The sequence below is a fragment of the Corallococcus exercitus genome, assembly GCF_042231735.1.
Lineage (GTDB): Bacteria > Myxococcota > Myxococcia > Myxococcales > Myxococcaceae > Corallococcus > Corallococcus exercitus_B.
Genome location: NZ_CP102577.1, coordinates 3,957,519 through 3,979,643 on the forward strand (window position 1 = coordinate 3,957,519; position 22,125 = coordinate 3,979,643).

Annotated in this window: 16 protein-coding genes; 10 read left to right on the plus strand and 6 right to left on the minus strand. The window is 71.0% G+C overall.

The window, feature by feature from the left end:
• Positions 1-3: 3 nt before the first annotated feature.
• Positions 4-3,900: a phosphoribosylformylglycinamidine synthase gene (gene purL / locus NR792_RS15340; RefSeq protein ID WP_375760771.1), complete on the minus strand. Its 3,897-nt coding sequence runs from the start codon at positions 3,898-3,900 to the stop codon at positions 4-6.
• A 258-nt stretch (positions 3,901-4,158) separates the two neighbouring features.
• On the opposite strand from purL, the gene NR792_RS15345 reads away from it, so the two are divergent.
• From NR792_RS15345 to NR792_RS15355, 3 genes are all read left to right on the plus strand, one after another.
• Positions 4,159-6,045, plus strand: coding sequence for a M4 family metallopeptidase (locus tag NR792_RS15345; RefSeq protein WP_375760772.1), 1,887 nt, complete (start codon positions 4,159-4,161; stop codon positions 6,043-6,045).
• A 134-nt stretch (positions 6,046-6,179) separates the two neighbouring features.
• Positions 6,180-6,737: a DUF2378 family protein gene (locus NR792_RS15350; protein WP_375760773.1), complete on the plus strand. Its 558-nt coding sequence runs from the start codon at positions 6,180-6,182 to the stop codon at positions 6,735-6,737.
• Positions 6,738-6,748: 11 nt separating this feature from the next.
• On the plus strand, positions 6,749-7,843 hold the full coding sequence (locus tag NR792_RS15355; RefSeq protein WP_375760774.1) for a hypothetical protein: 1,095 nt from the start codon (positions 6,749-6,751) through the stop codon (positions 7,841-7,843).
• A gap of 6 nt (positions 7,844-7,849) precedes the next feature.
• Here the strand turns inward: NR792_RS15355 and NR792_RS15360 are convergent, their stop codons facing one another.
• Both NR792_RS15360 and NR792_RS15365 read right to left on the minus strand, forming a co-directional pair.
• Positions 7,850-8,683 (minus strand): hypothetical protein, encoded by an 834-nt coding sequence (locus NR792_RS15360; RefSeq protein ID WP_375760775.1) that lies wholly within the window; start codon positions 8,681-8,683, stop codon positions 7,850-7,852.
• 166 nt (positions 8,684-8,849) lie between these two features.
• Positions 8,850-9,293: a DUF2383 domain-containing protein gene (locus NR792_RS15365; protein WP_375760776.1), complete on the minus strand. Its 444-nt coding sequence runs from the start codon at positions 9,291-9,293 to the stop codon at positions 8,850-8,852.
• 155 nt (positions 9,294-9,448) lie between these two features.
• Here NR792_RS15365 and xdhC point away from each other — a divergent pair, with 155 nt between their 5' ends.
• From xdhC to NR792_RS15400, 7 genes are all read left to right on the plus strand, one after another.
• On the plus strand, positions 9,449-10,279 hold the full coding sequence (xdhC, locus tag NR792_RS15370) for a xanthine dehydrogenase accessory protein XdhC (RefSeq protein ID WP_375760777.1): 831 nt from the start codon (positions 9,449-9,451) through the stop codon (positions 10,277-10,279).
• Entirely contained in the window at positions 10,276-14,109 is a 3,834-nt protein-coding gene (gene xdhB, locus NR792_RS15375; RefSeq protein ID WP_375760778.1) for a xanthine dehydrogenase molybdopterin binding subunit, read from the plus strand. The genes xdhC and xdhB overlap by 4 nt, the downstream gene beginning before the upstream one ends.
• Positions 14,110-14,193: 84 nt before the next feature.
• Entirely contained in the window at positions 14,194-15,066 is an 873-nt protein-coding gene (locus NR792_RS15380; RefSeq protein WP_375760779.1) for an MbnP family copper-binding protein, read from the plus strand.
• Positions 15,067-15,079: 13 nt separating this feature from the next.
• Complete coding sequence (locus NR792_RS15385) at positions 15,080-16,228, plus strand: MbnH family di-heme enzyme (protein ID WP_375760780.1); 1,149 nt, start codon at positions 15,080-15,082, stop codon at positions 16,226-16,228.
• A gap of 150 nt (positions 16,229-16,378) precedes the next feature.
• On the plus strand, positions 16,379-16,810 hold the full coding sequence (locus tag NR792_RS15390; RefSeq protein WP_375760781.1) for a hypothetical protein: 432 nt from the start codon (positions 16,379-16,381) through the stop codon (positions 16,808-16,810).
• A 427-nt stretch (positions 16,811-17,237) separates the two neighbouring features.
• The gene (locus NR792_RS15395; protein WP_375761627.1) at positions 17,238-18,941 is read left to right on the plus strand and encodes a hypothetical protein; all 1,704 of its coding nucleotides are present in this window, start codon (positions 17,238-17,240) and stop codon (positions 18,939-18,941) included.
• A gap of 326 nt (positions 18,942-19,267) precedes the next feature.
• On the plus strand, positions 19,268-20,278 hold the full coding sequence (locus NR792_RS15400) for a hypothetical protein (protein WP_375760782.1): 1,011 nt from the start codon (positions 19,268-19,270) through the stop codon (positions 20,276-20,278).
• Between the two features lie 8 nt (positions 20,279-20,286).
• On the opposite strand, the gene NR792_RS15405 is transcribed toward NR792_RS15400, so the two are convergent.
• The 3 genes from NR792_RS15405 to NR792_RS15415 form a co-directional block, all read right to left on the minus strand.
• Positions 20,287-20,490 (minus strand): hypothetical protein, encoded by a 204-nt coding sequence (locus tag NR792_RS15405; RefSeq protein ID WP_375760783.1) that lies wholly within the window; start codon positions 20,488-20,490, stop codon positions 20,287-20,289.
• A 22-nt stretch (positions 20,491-20,512) separates the two neighbouring features.
• On the minus strand, positions 20,513-21,232 hold the full coding sequence (locus NR792_RS15410) for a YcnI family protein (protein ID WP_375760784.1): 720 nt from the start codon (positions 21,230-21,232) through the stop codon (positions 20,513-20,515).
• A gap of 94 nt (positions 21,233-21,326) precedes the next feature.
• Positions 21,327-21,902: a hypothetical protein gene (locus NR792_RS15415; RefSeq protein ID WP_375760785.1), complete on the minus strand. Its 576-nt coding sequence runs from the start codon at positions 21,900-21,902 to the stop codon at positions 21,327-21,329.
• Positions 21,903-22,125: the final 223 nt, after the last annotated feature.

Consider the following 22,125-nt stretch of genomic DNA (forward strand, 5'->3'; position numbering starts at 1 on the left):
GCGTCAGCCCAGGGTGACGCGGGCGTTGCGGAACATGCGCATCCAGGGGCCGTCCTCGCCCCACTCCGCAGGGTGCCAGGAGTGCTGCACGGTGCGGTGCACGCGCTCCGGGTGCGGCATGGTGATGGTGAAGCGCCCGTCCTTCGTGGTGAGCCCCGCGATGCCATGCGGCGAGCCGTTGGGGTTGGCCGGATACTTCGCCGCCACCTGCCCCCGGTTGTCCACCCAGCGCGTCGTCACCAGCCCGGACGCGTTGAAGCGCGCGGCGGCCTCCGCGTTGGCGAACTCCGCCCGCCCCTCGCCGTGCGACACGACGATGAGCATGCGGCTGCCCTCCATGCCCTTGTAGAAGAGGGACGGCGACGCAGCGATCTCCACCGTGCCCAGGCGGGCCTCGAACTGCTCGGACGCGTTGCGCACGAAGCGCGGCCACGCGTCCGCGCCGGGGATGAGCTCGCGCAGCTGCGCGAACATCTGGCAGCCGTTGCACGCGCCCAGGCCGAAGCTGTCCGGCCGCGCGAAGAACTCCGAGAAGGCGTCCCGCGTGCGCGGGTTGAAGAGGATGGACTTGGCCCACCCGCCGCCCGCGCCCAGCACGTCACCGTAGCTGAAGCCGCCGCACGCCATCACGCCGTGGAAGTCCTTCAGCGACACGCGGCCCGACAAGAGGTCGCTCATGTGCACGTCCACCGCGGTGAAGCCCGCGCGCGTGAACGCCGCCGCCATCTCCTGCTGGCTGTTGACGCCCTGCTCGCGCAGCACCGCCACGCGAGGCCGGGCACCCTTCGCGATGAAGGGCGCCGCCACGTCCACCTTCGGGTCGAACGTGAGCACCGGCGACAGGCCCGGGTCTCCCGCGTCGCACTTCGCGGCGTACTCCTCCTCCGCGCAGGTGGGGTTGTCGCGCAGCTTCTGGATCTCGTAGCTCACGCGCGACCAGGTGCGCTTGAGCGCCACCGTCTCTTCCGCGAGCAGCTCCCGGCCGCCGTGCCGCACGCGCACCACCTGCGCGGGCGTGGGCCGCCCCAGTTCGTGGACGTGCGCGCCCAGGCCGTGGCGCGCGAGGACCTCCCGCACGCGCGCCACGTCGGCCGCGCGCACCTGCACCACCGCGCCCAGCTCCTCGTTGAAGAGGGCCGCCACGGCGTCACCGCCCAGCGGGGACAGGTCCACGTCCAGGCCGCAGTGGCCCGCGAAGGCCATCTCCGCGAGCGTGGCCCAGAGGCCGCCGTCGGAGCGGTCGTGGTACGCGAGCAGCACGCCCGCCGCGTGGAGCTCCTGCACCGCGCTGAAGAAGCCCTTGAGCGCCGCCGGGTCGTCCACGTCCGGGCACTCCGGGCCCACCTGCTGCTGCACCTGCGCCAGCACGGAGGCCGCCAGCCGCTGCCGGCCCTTCGCCACGTCCAGCAGCAAGAGGCGCGTGTCGCCCGCCACGTCCACCGGCTGCGGCGTCAGCGTGACGCGCGCGTCCAGCACCGGCGCGAACGCGGTGATGATGAGCGACAGGGGCGCCGTCACCGCCTTCTTCTGGCCGTCCTCCTGCCACTGCGTGCGCATGGACATGGAGTCCTTGCCCACCGGGATGGCGATGCCCAGCGCGGGGCACAGCTCCATGCCCACCGCGTGCACCGCCGCGTAGAGGTTCGCGTCCTCGCCGGGGCTGCCCGCCGCCGCCATCCAGTTGGCGGACAGCTTCACGTCCGACAGCTTCGCGATGCGCGCCGCCGCCAGGTTGGTGAGCGCCTCGCCCACCGCCATGCGCGCGGAGGCCGCCGCGTCCACCAGCGCCACCGGGGTGCGCTCGCCCAGCGCCATGGCCTCGCCCGTGTCGGACATCAGAGAGGACAGCGTCACCGCGCAGTCCGCCACCGGCACCTGCCACGGGCCCACCAGCTGGTCGCGCGCGGTGTGGCCGCCCACGGTGCGGTCGCCAATGGTGATGAGGAACGACTTGTCCGCCACCGTCGGGTGCGACAGCACCGCGTGCGCCACGGCCTTCAAGTCGGACGGGACGCTGAGCGGCGCGTGCTTCAGGGGGCGCGACACACCCTCGCGGTGCATGCGCGGCGCCTTGCCGAAGAGGACGTCCATGGGCAGCGCGATGGGGGTGTCCCCCAGCGTCCGGTCCGTGAGCGTGAGCACCTGCTCCGCGGTGGCCTCGCCCAGGACGGCGAAGGGGGCGCGCTCACGCTCGCACAGCGCGGCGAAGCGCGGCAGGTCCTCCGGCGCCACGCCCAGCACGTAGCGCTCCTGCGCCTCGTTGCACCAGATTTCGACCGGGGACATGCCCGGCTCGTCGTTGGGCACCTCGCGCAGCTCCAGCCGGCCGCCCAGCGCGTTGTCGTGCGCCAGCTCCGGCAGCGCGTTGGACAGGCCGCCCGCGCCCACGTCGTGGATGGAGCGCACGGGGTTCTTGTCGCCCAGCATCCAGCACTGGTCGATGACCTCCTGGCAGCGGCGCTCCATCTCCGCGTTGTCCCGCTGCACGGAGGCGAAGTCGAGGTCCGCCGCGCTCGCGCCCTGCGCCATGGACGACGCCGCGCCGCCGCCCAGGCCAATGAGCATCGCCGGGCCGCCCAGCACGATGAGCTTGTCCCCCGCGCGCAGCGGCGCCTTCTTCACGTGGTCCGCGCGGATGTTGCCCAGGCCGCCCGCCAGCATGATGGGCTTGTGGTAGCCGCGCACCTCCACGCCCTCCGGCGTGGGCACCTGCTGCTCGAAGCTGCGGAAGTAGCCGGTGAGGTTGGGCCGGCCGAACTCGTTGTTGAACGCCGCGCCGCCCAGCGGACCGTCCACCATGATGTCCAGCGCGGACACGATGCGGTCCGGCTTGCCGTAGGGCGCTTCCCACGGCCGCGCGAAGTCCGGCAGGCGCAGGTGGCTGACGGAGAAGCCCGTGAGGCCCGCCTTCGGCTTCGCGCCGCGCCCGGTGGCGCCCTCGTCGCGAATCTCACCGCCCGCGCCCGTGGCCGCGCCGGGGTACGGGGAGATGGCGGTGGGATGGTTGTGCGTCTCCACCTTCATCATGATGTGGGCCGGCTCGCGCACGGTGCCCCACTCGCGCGCCTCGCCCTGCGGGAAGAAGCGCTCCACCTCGAAGCCCTCGATGACGGCGGCGTTGTCCTTGTACGCGGACAGCACGCCGCCCGGACTCTGGGCGAAGGTGTTCTTGATGGCCTGGAACAGCGAGCGCTCGCGCGGCTTGCCATCCACCGTCCACGACGCGTTGAAGATTTTATGGCGGCAGTGCTCGCTGTTGGCCTGCGCGAACATCATCAGTTCGACGTCCGTGGGGTTGCGCTTCAGCTCCGTGAAGCGCTCCACCAGGTAGTCGATTTCGTCCTCCGCCAGCGCCAGGCCCAGCTCGCCGTTGGCCCGCACCAGGGCCGCGCGGCCTCCGCCCAGCACGTCCACGCGCGTGAGCGGCCGGGGCGCGTCCGCGCGGAAGAGGACCTCCGCGTCCTCCAGCCGGGACAGCACCGCCTGCGTCATGCGGTCGTGCAGCACCGCCTGCACCCCTTCCGCCTCGTTCGCGTCCAGCGGCCGGCCACCGGGGCCGGTGAGGAAGAACGCGATGCCGCGCTCCATGCGGCGCACCTGCGCAAGGCCGCAGTGGTGCGCGATGTCCGTCGCCTTGGAGGCCCAGGGCGACACCGTGCCCGGACGCGGCACCACCAGCAGCAGCGTGCCGTTGCGCTCGCGCTTGGCCGCGTGGGGGCCGTACTCCAGGAGGCGCCCCAGCCGCTCCGCCTCGTCCCCGGTCAGCGGCGCCGACGTGTCCGCGAAGTGCACGAACTCCGAGTAGAGGGTGGCCACCGTCGGCACCCGCTCCCGGCAACGGACGAGCAGCTTGGCGAGCCTGAATTCGGAGAGGGCCGGAGCCCCGCGCAGCGTGAGCATGAAGGTCCTTGCGAACGGGTGACGGGAGGTAACAGCGGGGCCGTCCTTATCACCGCGCCCCGCGTCACAACGCCCGGAGTTCATGCCCGGACGCCCGCACAGCACCCAGGTGGGTGAACCGCCGCCGACGTGTGCCCTCCTCCGTCCTGGGCCTCCTTCCCAACACTCCCAGTCTTCCAAGAATTCACCTGAGAGTCCGTGCTCCATGCTTTGCTCACCAAGCAGCACAGACTCGTTTCGTCGCACTGGGGGCATGTCATGACGCGAAAGAACCGCTGGCTCCTCGCCGGCCTGACGTTCACGCTGTCCGCATGTGGTGGGGGAGGTCCCGAAGCCGAGGCGCCTTCCGCCCCTTCTGAAGCCCGCATGGGCGACCTGCAGGCGGCGCTGGGCGCGCTGCCCGGGGCGGAGGTGACGGGGCTCCACGAGGACGGCGTCCCCCAGTTCATCCGGGGCGCCCTGGGCACGGCGGGCCGTCCCATCCCGGGGGCCAGCGCCTGGCAGGCACACGCACTGCTGGAGCCCACCCTGCTGCGCGTGCTGCCCGCCTTCCGGCTGACGGCGAAGGACGTGGTGCCCCTGCGCATCCAGCGCGACGGGCTGGGCCACACGCACCTGCGCTACGCGCAGACCAAGGCCGGCCTGCCGGTGGTGAACGAGGAGCTCATCGTCCACGTGGACGCGCAGGGTCGGGTGTACGCGGTGAACGGCACCGCGCGCGACGGCGAGCCCCTGCCGGCCCCCGCCCGCATCAGCCCGGAGGCCGCGAGCGAAGCGGCGCTGGTGGCGTCCTCCGGCGGCCTCGCGGAGTCGGTGCGTGAGGTGTTCGTCCGTCCGGCCCCGGAAGCGGCCCTGGTCCGCGCCTTCGAGGTGATGGTGTCCGGCCAGCACGAGGACGGCCTGCCGCGGCGCGACCGCGTCTACGTGAGCGCGGCGGACGGCCAGGAAGTGCTGCGCGCGCCCGAAATCCACACCGCGCGCAACCGCAAGGTCTGCTCGGTGGGCGGCCCCACCAACGGCTGGTGCCGGCTGGAGGGCCAGCTGCCCACGGGCGACACGGGCATCGACCGGACGTACGACAACCTGGGCCTCTTCTACGACTGCTTCCAGCAGAACTTCGGGCTGGACTCGTACAACGGCATGGGTGCCCAGCTGCAGGCGCAGGTGCACTACGGCACCAGCTACGCGAACGCGTACTTCGACGGCATGAAGATGATCTGCGGCGACGGCAGCCTGCCCCAGGTCGGACCGCCGTGCGAAGACCCGGACATCGTCGTGCACGAGTTCATGCACGGCATCACGGAGCACACGTCCGACCTCATCTACAGCGGGGAGTCCGGCGCGCTCAGCGAGTCGCTGTCGGACATCTTCGCCGCCACCTGCGGCAGCTGGGCGTCGGGCACCTGGAGCACCGCGACGTCCGTCTGGCACATCGCCGAGACGGCCATGACGCCCGGCACGTCCGGGGATGCCCTGCGCTACATGAACGACCCCGCGCTGGACGGCGCCTCCGTGGACTACGCCCCGGACCTGGACAGCGGCACGGGCGTCCACTACGGCTCGGGCGTGCCGAACCTGGCGTTCAAGCTGCTGTCCACCGGCGGCGTGCACCCGCGCGGCAAGACGACGGTGAACGTGCCGGCCATCGGCGTGGAGGCCGCGGCCCACATCTTCTATTACGCCAACAACAACCTCTTCACCTCCAACACCTCCCTCTCCGGGGCCAAGACGGCGACGCGGATGGCGGCGCAGCTCCTGGGCTACAGCACCGCCGTCCAGGATGCGGTGGACGCGGCGTGGAACGCGGTGGGCGTGGGCATCACGAGGACGCCCTCCTGCATACCGCTGCCCAACAACACCACGGTGTCCCTCATCTCCGGCAACGCCGCGTCGCAGAAGTACTACTGCTTCGACGTGCCCGCGAACACGCCCTCCACGGTGTCCATCTCCAGCGGCACCGGGGACGTGGACCTCTACACGCGCTTCGACACGGCGCCCACGACGACCGCCTACGACTGCCGCCCCTACCTGGGAGGCAACAACGAGACGTGCAACCTGGGGGCGCGGCCCACCGCCGGCCGCCAGTGGATCCTGCTCCGGGGCTTCAGCGCCTACAGCGGCGTGAGCCTGTCCGTGCACTACTGACGCACCTGGCTGCCTGCCCTCCACCGCGCGCACCCGCGGTGAGGGTGGGCACCTGGGGGCTGGCCTCCTTCGGGGCCCTGGGCGAAGAATGCACGCCTGGGGCCAGTGGGGGCTCCCGGCAAGGGCAGAGGGCCATGAGGGACGAGCGCGTCATCTTCAGCAGCAGCGTGGACAGCCTGTATCGCAAGGTGCTGGCGCCCTCCCTGACGCCCGAGCTGTTGGATCGGCTGCGCTCGCGCGGCCTCAACCTCCACGCCCCGCTGCTCGCCGCGTACCCGTTCGCCGTCTGGGTGGAGTGCCTGGAGGACACGGCCCGCACGCTCTACCCGGACCAGCCGGTGGAGCAGGGCCGGCGCATGCTGGGCCGGCGCATGGTGGAGGGCTACGCGCAGACGCTGGTGGGGGGCGCCGTCCTCACGCTGGCCCGCGTGGTGGGCCCCATGCGCTCGCTCGAGCGGATGCAGCACAACTTCCGCAGCGGCAACAACTACACGGAGACGCGCCTCACCGTGCTGGGCCCGTCCCAGGCGGACCTCTGGTTCAACGAGCCGCAGGCGCTGGAGGGCTTCGTGGACGGCGTGCTGGAAGAAGGGATGTTGCGCGTCGGAGTGCAGAAGTTCACCCTGAACCGCACCCGCCACTCGCCCGAGTCCGCCACCTACCACCTGGAGTGGGCCGACCGCGCCTCCTGACCCCGGCTCCCATGTCTTCCATCCTTTCGACGCTGCCCGCCCTCTACCAGGACCTCCTCCCGGCCTTCTTCCGCAAGGACGCGCCGACGGAGACGAAGGCCACCTGCTCCAACTGCGCCATGAGCCGCGCCTCCGCGCAGGCCACGGTGGAGTCCGTGGACGGGGTGGAGCACCTGTTCCGGCCGGACACCAAGTGCTGCACGTACCAGCCGCGGCTGCCCAACTACCTCGTGGGCGCGCTCCTGTCGGATGACTCGCCGCAGATGGCGGAGGGGCGCCGGCGCATCGAGGCGAAGATTGACAGCCGCATCGGCGTGAGCCCCCAGTGGGTGAAGCCGCCGGCGAAGTTCAACCACCTGTACAAGAACGCGCACCAGTTCTTCGGCCGGGCGTCGTCGCTGCGCTGCCCGTACTACGCGCTGGAGTCCGGCGGCTGCACCATCTGGGCGTACCGCGAGTCGGTCTGCTCCACGTTCTTCTGCAAGTACGTGGCGGGCCGGGACGGCCAGCGCTTCTGGATGTCGCTCAAGACGTACCTGACGCTGGCGGAGTTCCAGCTGTCGCGCCACGCGCTGCTCCAGCTCATGCCGGAGTTCCTCCTGGACGGGCGCGACAAGGCGGAGGTGGCCACCGGCCCGCTGTCCGTGGAGGACCTGGACGACGCGGCGCCCCCGGCGAAGGTGTACGCCGCGCTGTGGAAGGGGTACGCCGGGATGGAGAAGGACTTCTACCGCGCCTGCTACGACGCCGTGCGCGCCGTGTCCCGCGACGGGCTGGAGCGGATGCTGGGCCTGGACGGCACCATCGAGCAGAAGGTGCTGAAGAAGCTGCACACCCAGGCCACCGCGCCCACGCTGCCGCGCGTGCTGCGCTTCAACCCGGAGGCGACGGTGAAGTGGCTGCCGGACGGGAGCGTCGCGCTGGGCTCGTACAGCGAATACGACGCGGTGGCGCTGCCCGGCGAGGCCTACGCGCTGCTGGTGGAGTTCACCGGCCAGAAGCCCGTGGAGGCCGTCCGCCAGCACCTGCGCGAGCACAAGCAGGCGGACCTGGATCCGGACATCCTCCTGGAGCTGCACCGGCACCGCATCCTCGTCGAGCCGTAGCGCGCGTCAGAGCTGGCCCGCGAAGGCGCCCACGTCGCGCAGCCAGCGGGCGATCTTCTGGGTGCGCTCCCACGCGGGCTCGGCGGCGACCAGGTGCTCCGCCAGCCACGCGCTGAAGGCCGGGTCGCCCGCGCGCAGCCACGCGGAGGACTCGGCCAGCTCCCCTGCGGCGGCCTCCCACGCGCGGCGCACGGCGCTGGCCACGGCCATCAGCTCCGCGATGCAGCGGGTGAACACTTCCATGCCCACGGTGACTTCGTTGGCGCTGTCGCCGCAGGACAGGGCCAGCGCGCGCAGGTGGCCCAGGTCCTTGAGCAGCCCCTGCTCCAGCGCGGCGGCGGTGCCCAGCCGGGCCTGGGCGGCGCGCTGCAGCAGCTCCACGTCCTCGCAGAGCTGGCGCCACGCCACGTCGTCGCCCATGGGGAAGTCGCCCCGGCGCCGCAGGCGCACGCCCACGGCCTGCCAGAGATTGCAGAAGACGAGCACCTCCTCCACGCTGCGGCGCACGTGCGGCGGGATGTGGTCCAGGAAGTCCACCACGCACGCGCGGGCCTCGCGGACGAAGGCGTCGCCCTTCGGGGTGGCGTCCACCACGCTCCGCGCCAGCTGGAGCACGCGCCAGGCCCACTGGAGGGCGCGCTCGGAGGTGGTGAAGAGGACCTCCAGGCCGGTGCCCAGGGCGCCCGCGGCGTAGCTGGTGTCCGCGGTCGTCGGGGAGGGAATGGAGGGCAGGCCGGGGGCTTCGGCGGGCACGCCGGGCGTACGCGGAGAGGGGGTCCCCACGTCCTCGCTGTCGGTGCCGGGCCCGTGCGGTCCCGGCGCCGTGTGCTCACGCCCCATGCGCGCTTCACCCTCTTTCGCCGGCGGAAGATGCGTCCTTCCGAATATCGCACGCTGCCTGCCGCCTCCAGACCTGGATGCGGGGACGTGCGATGCACCACAAGGCGCCCCTCCCTGAAGCCAGGATGGGCGCCTTGGGATGTCCGGCACTGCGCAACCCCTACGCTCAGTGCAGGGTCGGGTTCTTCTTGAGTGCGCTGAGCCGCGCGTGCGTCTGCTTCTGCGAAGGCAGCAGCTGCTGGCGCACGAAGGTGCGCGCCTCGCCGTGGAGCTTGTCCACGTCGCGCGTGTAGTCCTTCAGGCCGTGGTCCTCGCCCTCCTCCAGCGCGTCGATGGCGCGCTTCTCCCCCAGCAGGTCCGCGCCGGCCTGGACGGCCTTGGCGAAGAGGCCCCAGGGGCCGGAGCCTTCCGCGGGCTTTCCGCCCAGCTTCTCGATGCGCTCCTTGAGCGCCTCGACGCGCTTCTCGTGGTCGTGGAGGCAGGCCTCCACCTCCGTCCGGGCGACCTCGGTCTCGATGTGCTTCGAGGCGAGCCGGTAGGTCTCCACGGCGGAGATCTCACCCCGCAGGAAGGAGTTCAGCGTCTCGAGTTCAGCGGCGGCATGGGCCATGACGTCATCTCCTTGATTCGGATGGGTTGAAATCGTCTGGCGCAAAAGGTGGTGTGCCTTCCCGGCCCGGCAATGAGGGCCCCCCTGTCTGCCCGGTGGGCAGGCATCCGGAAGGGCGCCGCCGTGACGACAGCCGTGGCAGACTCATCAGTGGCATGTGGAACTGGGTTCACCAGCTGGCGGAGTGGGCACGGGAGGACACGCCGTTCGCCGTCGTGACGGTGACGGAGTGCAAGGGCAGCACGCCCGCCTCCCCCGGCGCGAAGCTGCTGGTGCGCGCGGACGGCACCTTCCACGGCACCATTGGCGGCGGCCACCTGGAGCAGCTCGTGCTCCAGGACGCCCGCACTTGCCTGAACAAGGGCGAGGCGCGCCCGTTCCGCTATCCGCTGGGCGCGAAGCTGGGCCAGTGCTGTGGAGGGGTCGTGGACGTCTTCGTCGAGCCCGTCAACCACGGGCCCCAGCTGTACCTCTTCGGCGCCGGCCACGTGGGGCAGGCGCTGTGCCGCATCCTGGAGGGCACCCCGTTCCGCGTGCACCTGGTGGACGAGCGCGCCGAGTGGGTCCAGTCCCCGCGGGTGCCCGCCTCGGTGGTCCGCCACGAGGAGCCCTGGGACGACTTCGCGTCGCACGCGGTCTGGGATGAGGCCCGCACCTACGTGGCGGTGATGACGCACCGCCACGACGTGGACCAGGACATCATCGCCTTCGCCATCCAGAAGCCGGCCCGCTACATCGGCCTCATCGGCAGCGACACGAAGTGGGCCCGCTTCCGGCAGCGGCTGGAGGCGAAGGGGGTGCCCGCCCGGCAGGTGGACCGCGTCCAGTGCCCCATGGGGCTGCCCATCGGCGGAAAGTCACCACAGGAGGTGGCGGTGAGCATCGCGGCCGGGCTGCTCCAGCTCCACCATGGGATGGCCCCGGCGCTGGCCCAGGAGACAGGCGCTCAGTCACAGCCGGCGCCCCTGCTATCCTCCGAGGAATGAGCACCCCCTTCGAGTTCCGGCTCAACGGCCAGACGGTCCAGGTCGAGGACGCGTCGCCCAACACCCCCCTGCTGGACCACCTGCGCGCGCGCGGGCTGACGGGCACGAAGCAGGGCTGCGCCGAGGGCGACTGCGGCGCGTGCACCGTGGCGATGGTGGACCGGGACGTGAACGGCCAGAAGACCCTGCGCGCGTTCAACAGCTGCATCGCGCTGTTGCCCATGGTGGCCGGGCGCGAGCTCGTCACCGTGGAGGGCGTGGGCAGCCGCGCCGCGCCCCACCCCGTGCAGCAGGCGATGGTGAAGCACTACGGCTCGCAGTGCGGCTTCTGCACGCCGGGCTTCGTCGTCTCCATGGTGGAGGCGTACTGTCGCAAGGACTCGGGCTCGCCGGAGGCCGTGGCGGATCAGCTCTGCGGCAACCTCTGCCGCTGCACCGGCTACCGCCCCATCCGCGACGCGATGATGGACGCGCTCGCCACCCGCGACGCGAAGGGTGAAGGCCCGGGCCTCCCCGGCGTGTCGCTGGAGGGGCCGCCCTCCCCCACGCCGCCCCTGCGCTACGAGGCGCGCGACGGCCTGTTCCTGCGCCCCACCACCTGGGAGGACCTGCTCGCGCTGCGCGCCCTGCACCCGGAGGCGATGCTCGTGGCCGGCGCCACGGAGCTGGGCGTGGACATCACCAAGAAGTCCCGCCGCTACCCGTTCCTCATCTCCACGGAGGGCGTGGAGGCCCTGCGCGCCATCCGCCGCGAGGAGGACGGCTGGTACGTGGGCGGCGCCGCGTCGCTGGTGGACGTGGAGGACGCGCTGGGCCACGAGGTGCCGGAGCTCTCGAAGATGCTCAACGTCTTCGCCTCGCGGCAGATCCGCCACCGCGCCACGCTCGCGGGCAACCTGGTGACGGCCTCGCCCATCGGGGACACGGCGCCGGTGCTGCTCGCGCTGGATGCGCGGCTGGTGCTCGCGTCCGTGCGCGGCGAGCGGACCGTGGCGCTGTCGGACTTCTTCCTCGCGTACCGCAAGACGGCGCTCCAGCCGGACGAGGTCGTCCGCTTCGTCGTCATCCCCCACGCCCCGGCGAAGGACAGCGGGCTCACCCGCCACTCGGACAGCTTCAAGGTGTCCAAGCGCCGCGAGCTGGACATCAGCATCGTCGCGGCGGGCTTCTGCATCGAGACGGACGCGCTGGGGCTCGTGCGCACCGCGCGGCTGGGCTACGGCGGCGTCGCGGCCACTCCGGCGCGCGCGAAGCAGACGGAAGCCCTGCTCCTGGGCCACCCGTGGAACGCGGAGGCCGTGGCCCGCGTGCGCGCCACGCTGGAGCGCGAGTTCACGCCGCTCACCGACCTGCGCGGCAGCGCGGAGTACCGGCGCGGGCTGGTGGTGTCGCTCTTGGAGAAGTTCGCGTCCGGCGCGCGCAGCCCCGTGCTGGACGGCCGTCCCCGCTTCGCTTCGGGCGCGCCTTCGACGACGGCGGACGCGGGCCGCGAGCTGCGCCATGAGAGCGCGCTGGGCCACGTGACGGGCAGCGCGCAGTACGTGGATGACCTCGCGCAGCGCCGCCCCATGCTGACGGTGTGGCCGGTGCTGTCGCCGCACGCGCACGCGCGCATCCTCCGCCGCGACGCCAGCGCCGCGCTGAAGGTGCCCGGCGTGGTGAAGGTGCTGCTCGCGGAGGACATCCCGGGCATGAACGACACGGGCCCCATCCGCCACGACGAGCCGCTGCTCGCGAAGGACGAGGTCCTCTTCCACGCGCAGGTGGTGGCGCTCGTCGTCGGCGAGACGCCCGAGGCCTGCCGCGAGGGCGCCCGCCAGGTGGTGGTGGACTATGAGCCCCTGCCCGCCGTGCTCACGCTGGACGAGGCCCTGAAGCAGGGCAGCTTCCACACCGACCCGCACGTCATCCGCCGGGGCGACGTGGACAGCGCGCTCGCCTCCAGCCCGAACCGGCTGGCCGGGGTGCTGACGATGGGCGGCCAGGAGCACTTCTACCTGGAGACGCACGCGGCCTTCGCGGAGGTGGGCGAGGACGGCGACGTCACGGTGACGTCCTCCACGCAGCACCCGTCGGAGGTGCAGGCCATCCTCTCGCACGTGCTGCACGTGCCCAGAAGCCGCGTGGTGGTGAAGGCGCCCCGCATGGGCGGCGGCTTCGGCGGCAAGGAGACGCAAGGCAACGCGCCCGCCGCGCTGGTGGCGCTGGCCGCGGTGCACACGGGCCGGCCGGTGAAGTGGATGCTGGACCGGGACGTGGACATGGTCGTCACCGGCAAGCGCCACCCGTTCCACGCGGCCTGGGAGGTGGGCTTCGACGCCACGGGCCGGCTGCTCGCGCTCAAGGCGGACCTCACGTCCAACGGCGGCTGGTCCCTGGACCTCTCCGAGTCCATCACCGACCGCGCCCTCTTCCACCTGGACAACGGCTACTACGTGCCGTCGGTGCGCTACACCGGCCGCGTGGCGAAGACGCACCTGGTCTCCAATACGGCCTTCCGGGGCTTCGGCGGACCGCAGGGCATGCTGGTGATGGAGGACATCCTGGCGCGCATCGCGAGCGCCCTGGGCCTGGCGCCCGAGGCCGTGCGCCAGCGCAACCTCTACGACGGCGTGGGCGACACCAACACCACGCACTACGGCCAGGAGCTGGAGGACAACCGGCTGCCCAGGCTGTGGAGCGACCTGCTGGAGTCGTCCGACTTCGCGAAGCGCCGCGCGCAGGTGGAGGCCTTCAACGCGTCCAGCCCCCGCATCAAGCGCGGCCTCGCCATCACGCCGATGAAGTTCGGCATCTCCTTCACCGCCACGTTCCTCAACCAGGCGGGCGCGCTGGTGCACGTGTACCGCGACGGCTCCGTGCTGCTGTCGCACGGCGGCACGGAGATGGGCCAGGGCCTGCACACCAAGATTCAGGGCGTGGCCATGCGCGAGCTGGGCCTGCCCGCGGACCTGGTGCGCGTGGCGCAGACGGCCACGGACAAGGTGCCCAACACGTCCGCGACGGCGGCCTCCAGCGGCTCGGACCTCAACGGCGCGGCGGTGCGCGAGGCGTGCATCCAGGTGCGCGAGCGGCTGGCCCCGGTGGCCGCGCGCATGCTGGTTCAGCTGCACGGGCAGGCGGTGTCACCGGACGCGCTGGTCTTCGAGGCCGGGCGCATCGCGGCGGCGTCGCGGCCGGACCAGGGGCTGCCCTTCGCGGCCGTGGTGGAGGAGGCCTACCGCGACCGCGTGGGGCTGTCCGTCACCGGCTACTACCGCACGCCGGGCATCGGCTACGACCGGAGCCTGGGCCGGGGCAAGCCGTTCCTCTACTTCGCCTACGGCGCGGCGGTGAGCGAGGTGGAGGTGGACGGCGACACGGGCATGAAGCGCGTGCTGCGCGCGGACCTGCTGGAGGACGTGGGCGACTCGCTCAACCCCGGCGTGGACCGGGGCCAGGTGGAGGGCGGCTTCGTGCAGGGCCTGGGCTGGCTCACGGGCGAGGAGCTGAAGTGGGACGCGAACGGGCGGCTGCTCACGCACTCCGCCAGCACCTACGCGGTGCCCGCCTTCAGCGACGCGCCCATCGACCTGCGCGTGACGCTCATGGAGCGGGCGGAGCAGAAGGGCACCATCCACGGCAGCAAGGCCGTGGGCGAGCCGCCGCTGATGCTGGCCCTCTCCGTGCGGGAGGCGCTGCGTGACGCGGTGGCCGCCTTCGGAGCGCCGGGCGGCGACGTGGGGCTGCCCTCGCCCGCCACGCACGAGGCCCTGTTCCTCGCCATCCAGCGGCGCAAGGCACGGGGGACCGGGCTCCCGGTTCCGGAGGAAACGCGCGAGGTGGCGTGAGGTGGGAAGCGGGTGCGGCAACATGCCACGGCATGCTTTCGCGCCCAGTACGTTAGACGGGGACACCTTCCAAGGATGATTCCCATGACCTCCGTGCTCCGCTCCCGCCTCCTCCTTCCGCTGGCCCTCATGGGCGCGCTCGGCTGTGGGGACGACGAACCCCAGGTCCCTCCCATGGTGACGGTGGACCTCCCTGTCGTCGCCCGCGTGGGCGCCGAGCCCTTCGCGTGCGGCCGGACGTACACGAACGTCGGGACGACGGGGACGACGTACGAGCCCATGGACTTCCGCGTGTACGTGCACGACGTGCGGCTGGTGACGCGGGCCGGGGAAGAGGTCCCCGTCACGCTGACCGAGGACGGCACGTGGCAGCGCGCAGGCGTGGTGCTCCTGGACTTCGCGAACAAGGACGGCCTGTGCACGCAGGGCACGGCGGGCATGAACGCGTCCATCAAGGGCACCGTGCCCCAGGGTGACTACACGGGCCTGCGCTTCACGCTGGGCGTGCCGGAGGACCTGAACCACGGCGACGTGGACACCGCGGGTGCGCCGCTGGGGGACATCGGCCTCTTCTGGACCTGGCGCTCCGGCTACATCTTCCTCCGCATCGACGGCCACACGCCGGGCCTGCCCGAGCACGTCATGCACCTGGGCAGCACCGACTGCGCTCCCCCGCCCGAGGGACAGACGCAGGGCACGGCGGGCTGCGCGAACATCAACCGCCCGGAGATGGCCCTGGACGGCTTCGACGTCACGAAGAACAAGGTGGTGATGGACCTGGGCGCGCTCTTCGCGGGCTCCAACCTGGACCAGAACCTCAGCGGTCCCAACACGTCCGTGGGGTGCATGTCCTCGTCCACCGACGTGGACTGCGCGCCCATCTTCGAGCGGCTGGGGCTGGGCTTCAGCGGCAAGACCGCGAACCCCGCCGCGCAGTCCTTCATCCGCGCTGAATAGGAGCACCCCCGCCGTGGCACGACGACAAGGCAAGACGTGGAGGTTTCTGGCGACGGCGGCGCTGCTGACCGTGGGCTGCTCGGATCCCGGCACGCCCGGAGAGGAGCCCGCGCCGTACGACTGGAAGCTGCCCGCGGGCTTTCCCGTGCCGCGCGTGCCCGAGGACAACCCGATGTCGGAGGCGAAGGTGCAACTGGGCCGGAGCCTCTTCTACGACAAGCGCCTGTCCTTCAACGGCACGCAGTCCTGCGGCAGCTGCCACGAGCAGGCGCGGGCCTTCACCGACGGGCGCGTGCACTCGGTGGGCAGCACCGGCCAGACGCACCGCCGCAACGGGCAGGGGCTGGCCAACGTGGCGTACGCCACGAGCCTCACCTGGGCGAACCCGGCGCTCACCACGCTGGAGTCGCAGGTGCTGACGCCGCTGTTCGGCAAGGAGCCCGTGGAGCTGGGGTTCGCGGATCAGCAGGAGACGCTGCTCGAAAGGCTGCGCGCGGATGCGGACCTGGTGGGGCGCTTCCAGGAGGCGTTCCCCGGCGAGGCCACGCCCGTGTCGCTGGCCACGCTGACGCGGGCCCTGTCCGCGTTCGAGCGTTCCATCATCTCCGGCACGTCGCCGTATGACCGCTATCTCTACGGCAAGGAGGTGGACGCGCTGAGTCCCGCGGCGAAGCGGGGCCTGCAGCTGTTCCTGTCCGAGCGCATGGAGTGCGACCACTGCCACTCCGGCTTCAACTTCCAGGACGCCACGGCGCACGAAGCCACGCCGGAGCCCATCCTCCCGTTCCACAACACGGGCCTCTACAACGAGGACGGCCAGGGCGCGTATCCAGCCTGGGACACGGGCGTCATCGAGCTGACCGGCCGTCCGGCGGACATGGGCCGCTTCCGAGCGCCGTCCCTGCGCAACGTGGCCGTCACGGGGCCGTACATGCACGACGGCAGCCTGGAGACGCTCTCCGACGTGTTGGATCACTACGCGGCGGGAGGCCGCGCGAGGGCCGCGAACGGAGGACAGCCGAGCCCCCTGCAGAGCGCCTTCGTGCGCGGCTTCGAGCTGACGCCCGACGAGAAGGCGGACGTCATCGCGTTCCTGGAGTCGCTCACGGACACCGCGTTCCTGAACGACCCGCGCTTCGCGGATCCCGCCACCGTGCCGTGACCGGGCGCGCCCGCGCGCGCCATGGCCAGACCTCCTGGCGTCCAGCAAGCCGCGAACTTTGCACCGTGGCGTCGGATGGCGATTGGCCTCGCATTGATTGCCATTGGCGCCATCGCTAGCCTCTTCACTCCCTGTCACAGGAGAGGTGCCATGCGCCGTCTGCTTGCTGGATTCTCCGCCGTCGCCGCGATGTCGCTGTCGTCCGCTGTCTGGGCCGAGGAGTCCCGGCCGCCTGAAGGCATCCAGGCGCTGGGCGCGGGCGATGCGGTCGCGGCCTGCTACGTGGACACGTCCGCCTGGGAGGTCCTGATGCCCGGCTCCTGTTTCTCCATGGCCAGCCCCTACACGACGCAGGTTGTCTTTGGGGTGCAGGGGATTGATCAATCCGGGGGCCGCTACGTCGTGCAGTTCCTGGATGGAACCTGCGAGTCGACCGGGTACACCCTGGATGAAGGCAACATCTGCCTTCGCACCATCCGCCACTACCAGACGCTGAGCCAGCGGGTGCAGGTCTACGACACGTGGACGGGCCAGTGGTCGGGCATCCTCACCGCGGAGGCCTCCTACGAAGGGTTCAACTGAGCCACGGCGCCCAGGGCCTGGCACCCAGGCCCCGAGGTGACGCCCGCTACCGGGACGGCGGGGTGCTCGTAGCGCGTGGAAGGAGATTGGGGGATCGTCATCGGCTGTGAGCCAGCCATGGCGATTCCTCGTGCGGCGGTGGGCGGTGCTGACGTGCATGGCGCTGTTCATCGCGGGCTGTGCTTCGTCGCCGTCCCACGGGGGCGCGTGGAGCTACGGCACACCGACGGCGCGGTCGGCATGGAGGCCCTGGGCTGGCGCCGCCCGGAAGGTGCCCACGGAGGCCTCCGCGGAGAGGGAATGGGCCTGTGGCGGCCAAGCCCCGCCGCAGGGGTGGCCCGACCTGGAGCGTGGCGAGCAGCGCCTCGCGCCCTTTCTGGCCTGTGCCTCGCCCGCGGCCTTCGTGGCCATGCAGCGAGGGGTGGACATGCCCCGGCTGGTGGAATCCCTCGAGGATTGGGATGCCGTCCGGCTGGGAGCACTGGGCCCGCTGGACGCGAAGGCCTCCAGCATCCTCCAACGCAAGCGCGCCGCCTTCCTCGTCACCGCGGTGGAGAAGTACGGCCCGCCGCGCGCCGAGGTGTTCGCCCTCTTCATCCTCCACACCACCTTCGATGACGAGCTGCGCGAGCTGCTTCAGCGTCTGGCCCGCGACAAGCAGTTGGGCGAGACGCTGGGTGGCATGCCCGCCGTGCGCGAGGAACTGCTGCGCCGTGGCTTGAAGGTCGCGGCCCACCCGGAGCGGGAGGAGCGGGCCGGTGACGTTCTGCGGGGACTGGGCCGCGCGGGGCGGGACGCGCTCTCCAGCACCGAGGTGAGTGCGGGGGCCCGCTACGTGGACTTCACGAAGAAGCGGGCCCAATTGCCTCCGCCGTACCAGGAAGCGCTCGACGCGGTGGAGCAGGCCCTGATGGCAGGGCACTTCACACCGGGCAACGTGGTGCTGGGAGGCTTTGATCACCTGACGTTCGGTGTCCCGATGGGCTTCTTCCACCTCGTCGCGGGGACAGCCCAGGGTGCGTCCTCCCTGGCGAAGGGCCGGTACGAACAGGCCACGCGGGAGCTGGCACCCGCCGCGCTCATGGTGGCGCTGTACGCGGGAGGCAAGGGCGCACGGGCCCTTCGGGAAAGACAGCCCGCCTTCGACGTGGAGGCGCTCAAGGCTGCGTTGGAGCGCCTTGAAGATCAGATCGGCGTGAACGCCACGCGAGAGCTGTTGCGCCAGCTCCGAGCGAGCCGGGAAGGTGCCCTCCTCGCGGCCGAGTGGGGAGAAGCCGGAGCGCTGGCGCTGTACGAAGCCCGAGGCAACACGGCGAAGGCCCAGGCGCTGCTGGCGGAGGCAAGCCGTGAACGCCCGGGCGCCGGAAGAAGTGGAGGCGCCGCAGCGCTGTCGAAGGACTTTTCGGGAGTGCCGCCGGAGGTCCTGGAGGCGCGGCTCGCCCAGGTGGAATGGGAGGCCACGGGTCCCCGCCTGTCCCGCGAGGTGTCCTTCCTGAAGGAACATCCGCCAGAGCGGGATGCACCGCCAGGAGCCGAAGCGCACCCGCTCTGGACCGAGTACGTGAGTTATCGCGAGGCCCGGCTCGCGGAACTGGAACAGGGCAAGCAGGCGAAGGGGCCACTGAGGTGGGAAGGCTACCTGGACCTGCGCGGGCTATTCATCCGTGGCCTCATGTTCGAAAGGGCCATGGTCGCCCGGCTCCGGGCGGATGCGGCCTTGCCCCGGGCGCAGCGTCAGTGGCTCCGGGACTTTGATCAGCCCCGCATCGAAACGCACGTGGGCATGACGAAGTCCGACCTGCGCTTCGCGGATGTACTGGTCATTGAAACGAAGCCATCCTCAGGACAACCGCCCCGCATGGAGACCTTCAGCTTCAAGAGCCGTGATCTGCGTCAACTCAACGAGCGTGCATTGAAGGCCCAAATGGGAGCGGACGCGCGTGCGGCGCTTCGGTATTACGGCGAGACCGTGAACGTCCGCAGACCTGGGCTGGAAGGACCGGCACAAATCCGCAAGGTGCGCCTCGTCTACGAGGGAGGGGCCCTCGAATATCGGGGCACGGCCATGTTGGAGGGAATCCTGACGGACCTCCAAGACCAGGTCCCAGGTGTGGAGGTCCAGATCCAATGACCGCGCAAGAGAACCCCGGGTTCATGGCGGGCGACTACCTGTATCTCTCGTTTGATGGAGCCTGTAACACTCCCGGCGACCTCGGACACGAGCTGGCGCCGTTTCTTGAAGCACTCGAATCAGGTGCTGGGGAGTGGATGCCAGACATCGTCAAGGGGGTGCGGCGCCGCAAATACACACGCGAGGCCGTCACCAAGGGCTTGGCTGAATCGCGCCAGGAAAGAACGACCTCTGTAGGGCTCTACAGCACAAGGGTGCCCGACCTGGACACGTCACTCCATCTTCGGCTTCCACCACTACGACCAAGCCTGAGATTCTCTCTTACGGTGAAGCCGCTCGACCGCTTCGCAGGGGAGTCGAGTTGCAAGAAGCTCGTGGAGATGGTCCGGGCCTGGGCCATTCACTACCCCGTCACCCACGCCTCGGCCCACAGCTCGGCGGACAGGGAGCTGGCGGGCGACCCTCTCTTCGGCCGTGACCGGGAAACGTACTACCGGGACGGCTTCGACAAGATCTACGAAGTCTGCTGGCTCAACGTCTTCGGCGCGAAGCTCGTGGAGTCCGTCGGCCGCGAGCGCATGCGCTCCACGCCCGCCCACCGCGTCGAAGAGCTTCCCGACGGCTCCGTCCTCCTCGTCACCTGGCCCACGGCCGCGGACTTCGCCAGCGAGCCAGCTCGCGTTGCCCAGGCCCGCGCGTGGGTCCACCTCCGGCCGGACCTGGACTTCGACACCGTGATGGCCACCCTGCGCGAGCGAAGCGCGATCCTCGCGCCCGTCGAACCCCGCTTCGCACCAGACGTCGCCGCGCTGCTCTCGCGCCTGCCCGAATACGCGTCCCTGGGCCAGCAACAGCGGCGCATCGCCGAGCTCAACACCTACGTCCCGCCAGAGCCCGACGAATGGCTCCCAGCCACCGCCGCCCTCCCCCCGGACGTGGCCGACCCGAAAGCCGCCCTCGATCAATACGCGTACTTCGCGGAACGCCTCATCGCACTGCTCCACACGCCGGTGCCCTCCGTCTTCAAGATGTCCCCCGAATCCCTCACGGACATCGACTTCCACTTCTGGAAGGAAACCTTCCCGGACACCTTCGAGCGGCACAACATCGAAGCCCACGCGGTCCCCGCCGTCGGGGCCTACCTGGGCGAGGTGCTGGTCCGGCACCTGGGCGGACAGTGGCTTCCACGCAAGCAGTGGATGGAAGCCCAGGTCCGCGTCGGTGACCGCGTCTGGCTGCCCTTCGTCCGCGCCCAGCGCTACATGCGGTCCACCCAGGCCCTGCTGGACCACTCCCTCACCCAGCTCTACCGCGTCGCGGAACGCCACTCCCGCTGAAGCCCTCCCTACCGGGACGGCGGCTTGAGGTCGTCCGGCAGCCGCTCCAGCGGCGGACGCTCCAGCGCGCCGGGCCGCTCGACACCGGAGGCCGTGCCCGCGTCCTCCACGATGGTGCCCGCGTCGCTCTGCCCCGTGGGCGGCGGGACGGCGGGCTTGTCCGAACAGCCGGCGAGGACGCCGACGCACAACACGATGAGCCAGTGGCGCATGGTCGCTGTCTCCCGTGCCTCGCTAGTACTTCACCCAGATGACCGTGCCCGGATGGATCTGCGTGAGCGCGGTGACGCCCTGCTCCTTCTCGATGAGCGCCTGCGTCACCGGGTTGAAGCTGTACGCCTGCGAGCCGGACCAGACGATGAGCGCGTCCTTGAACACGGTCAGGTCGTGCACGTGCTCCTCCACCGTGTACTGGTTCCAGCCCGGCAGCCGCGAGGGCAGCAGGTACAGCGACGGAGCCGGGTTCTCCGAGGGCGCCGTGCCCGCGTCCCCGTCGTGGCTGTGCTCGCCCCCGGCCGTGCTCGACCACTCCACCACCGTCTCCACGCCCGCCGGCGTGCGGCACGTCTGCGTCGTGGGGAAGAACACCGTGGTGAACGGCTTCGCGGGCAGCTTCATCCGCAGCCGCAGGTGGAAGAAGTGCGTGTCCGCCGCCTTCACCTCGCCCGTGGGCCGGGTCCACGTCACCGCCTTCACGTTGCCGGCGGCGTCCTTCTCCACCTCGGCCTTGCCGAAGACGGAGTCCACCGGGCGCACCCCCGTCACCCCCTCCGGAATCTCGACCCGCATCTTGTAGGTGTCCGCCCCGTCACAGCCGTGGCTCACCGTGAAGTCCGCCTCGAAGGTCGCGCCGGCATGGGGAGGCGTGACCCCCGCCACCGCCGCGTGCGCGAAGGCAGTGGAGGACAGCAGCGAACCCGCGACGACGCACAGCGGCCCCAGGGGAAGCTTCATCACGTGACTCCAGGAAGAAAGGAGCACCCCGGATAGCAGCCTCCCCGGAAGCGGCGGCTGCGGTCATTTGTCGCAGCACCCGCGCACCGGAGACTCACGGCAGCGCGATGCGCCCCGGAGCGTTCTGGGCGCCCTGCTCGGTGTGACAGGTGTTGCAGTCCCCGTTGCTCTGGGGCGTGAGCATCGTCCGCGACGTGCCATCCGGCCCCACCAGCCGCGCCCGGTACGGCAGCGGGAAGGACGGCTGGAGCGTCGTGGACAGGAAGTTGCCCGCGGCGTTCGGCACCAGCGTGAGCCGCACCTGCCCCTCCGCGTCCAATATCTCCACCTTCACCCGGGACGGCTCCGGCAGCCGCGCATCGCACCCGTCCTGCTCGTGGAGCGTCGGGAACACCGTGCCCATGAAGTAATACGCCAGCGAGGGCGCCTGCCGCAGGTGACAGCTCCGGCACGCGTAGCCCGGCGCCATGCCAGGCCCGGTGGCTCCGCTCGACTCGGTCCAGAGGCTTCCGCTCGCGCACGTCGTCGGCGCGGGCCCCGCGTCCACGCCTACCTCCATGCCCGCGTCCACGACCCGCGCGAGCTCCGGCTCCACGGAACAGCCCAGCACGCCGCACACGAGCAGCGCGCCCCTCATCCACCGCGTCACGTCACGAACCGGCCTCGGCATGCCTCACCCTCCAAAAGCCGCCTCTACCATGCGCTTCGCGAGCCCCCCTGCGGCACAAGCGCGCAGGAGCCGTGTCGGACCTGCCCCGTATCCTCCGGAAACACTCACCGACAGAATTCAAGGAATCCAAACTTCACTGACAATCCACAGACGCAAAGCAATCCCCACGCGACTTCGCCGTAGCAGGGGTGCCGGTCTCAGGCGGACCCATACACTCCGCGTG

Bases quoted from the DNA above. Each gene is read 5' to 3' on its own strand.
- NR792_RS15360 (WP_375760775.1), bottom strand. From the start codon at position 8,683: ATGGGGCGTGAGCACACGGCGCCGGGACCGCACGGGCCCGGCACCGAC.
- NR792_RS15410 (WP_375760784.1), bottom strand. From the start codon at position 21,232: ATGAAGCTTCCCCTGGGGCCGCTGTGCGTCGTCGCGGGTTCGCTGCTG.
- purL (WP_375760771.1), bottom strand. From the start codon at position 3,900: ATGCTCACGCTGCGCGGGGCTCCGGCCCTCTCCGAATTCAGGCTCGCC.
- NR792_RS15350 (WP_375760773.1), top strand. From the start codon at position 6,180: ATGAGGGACGAGCGCGTCATCTTCAGCAGCAGCGTGGACAGCCTGTAT.
- NR792_RS15390 (WP_375760781.1), top strand. From the start codon at position 16,379: ATGCGCCGTCTGCTTGCTGGATTCTCCGCCGTCGCCGCGATGTCGCTG.
- NR792_RS15415 (WP_375760785.1), bottom strand. From the start codon at position 21,902: ATGCCGAGGCCGGTTCGTGACGTGACGCGGTGGATGAGGGGCGCGCTG.
- xdhC (WP_375760777.1), top strand. From the start codon at position 9,449: ATGTGGAACTGGGTTCACCAGCTGGCGGAGTGGGCACGGGAGGACACG.
- NR792_RS15365 (WP_375760776.1), bottom strand. From the start codon at position 9,293: ATGGCCCATGCCGCCGCTGAACTCGAGACGCTGAACTCCTTCCTGCGG.
- xdhB (WP_375760778.1), top strand. From the start codon at position 10,276: ATGAGCACCCCCTTCGAGTTCCGGCTCAACGGCCAGACGGTCCAGGTC.
- NR792_RS15395 (WP_375761627.1), top strand. From the start codon at position 17,238: ATGCCCCGGCTGGTGGAATCCCTCGAGGATTGGGATGCCGTCCGGCTG.
- NR792_RS15380 (WP_375760779.1), top strand. From the start codon at position 14,194: ATGACCTCCGTGCTCCGCTCCCGCCTCCTCCTTCCGCTGGCCCTCATG.
- NR792_RS15405 (WP_375760783.1), bottom strand. From the start codon at position 20,490: ATGCGCCACTGGCTCATCGTGTTGTGCGTCGGCGTCCTCGCCGGCTGT.
- NR792_RS15355 (WP_375760774.1), top strand. From the start codon at position 6,749: ATGTCTTCCATCCTTTCGACGCTGCCCGCCCTCTACCAGGACCTCCTC.
- NR792_RS15345 (WP_375760772.1), top strand. From the start codon at position 4,159: ATGACGCGAAAGAACCGCTGGCTCCTCGCCGGCCTGACGTTCACGCTG.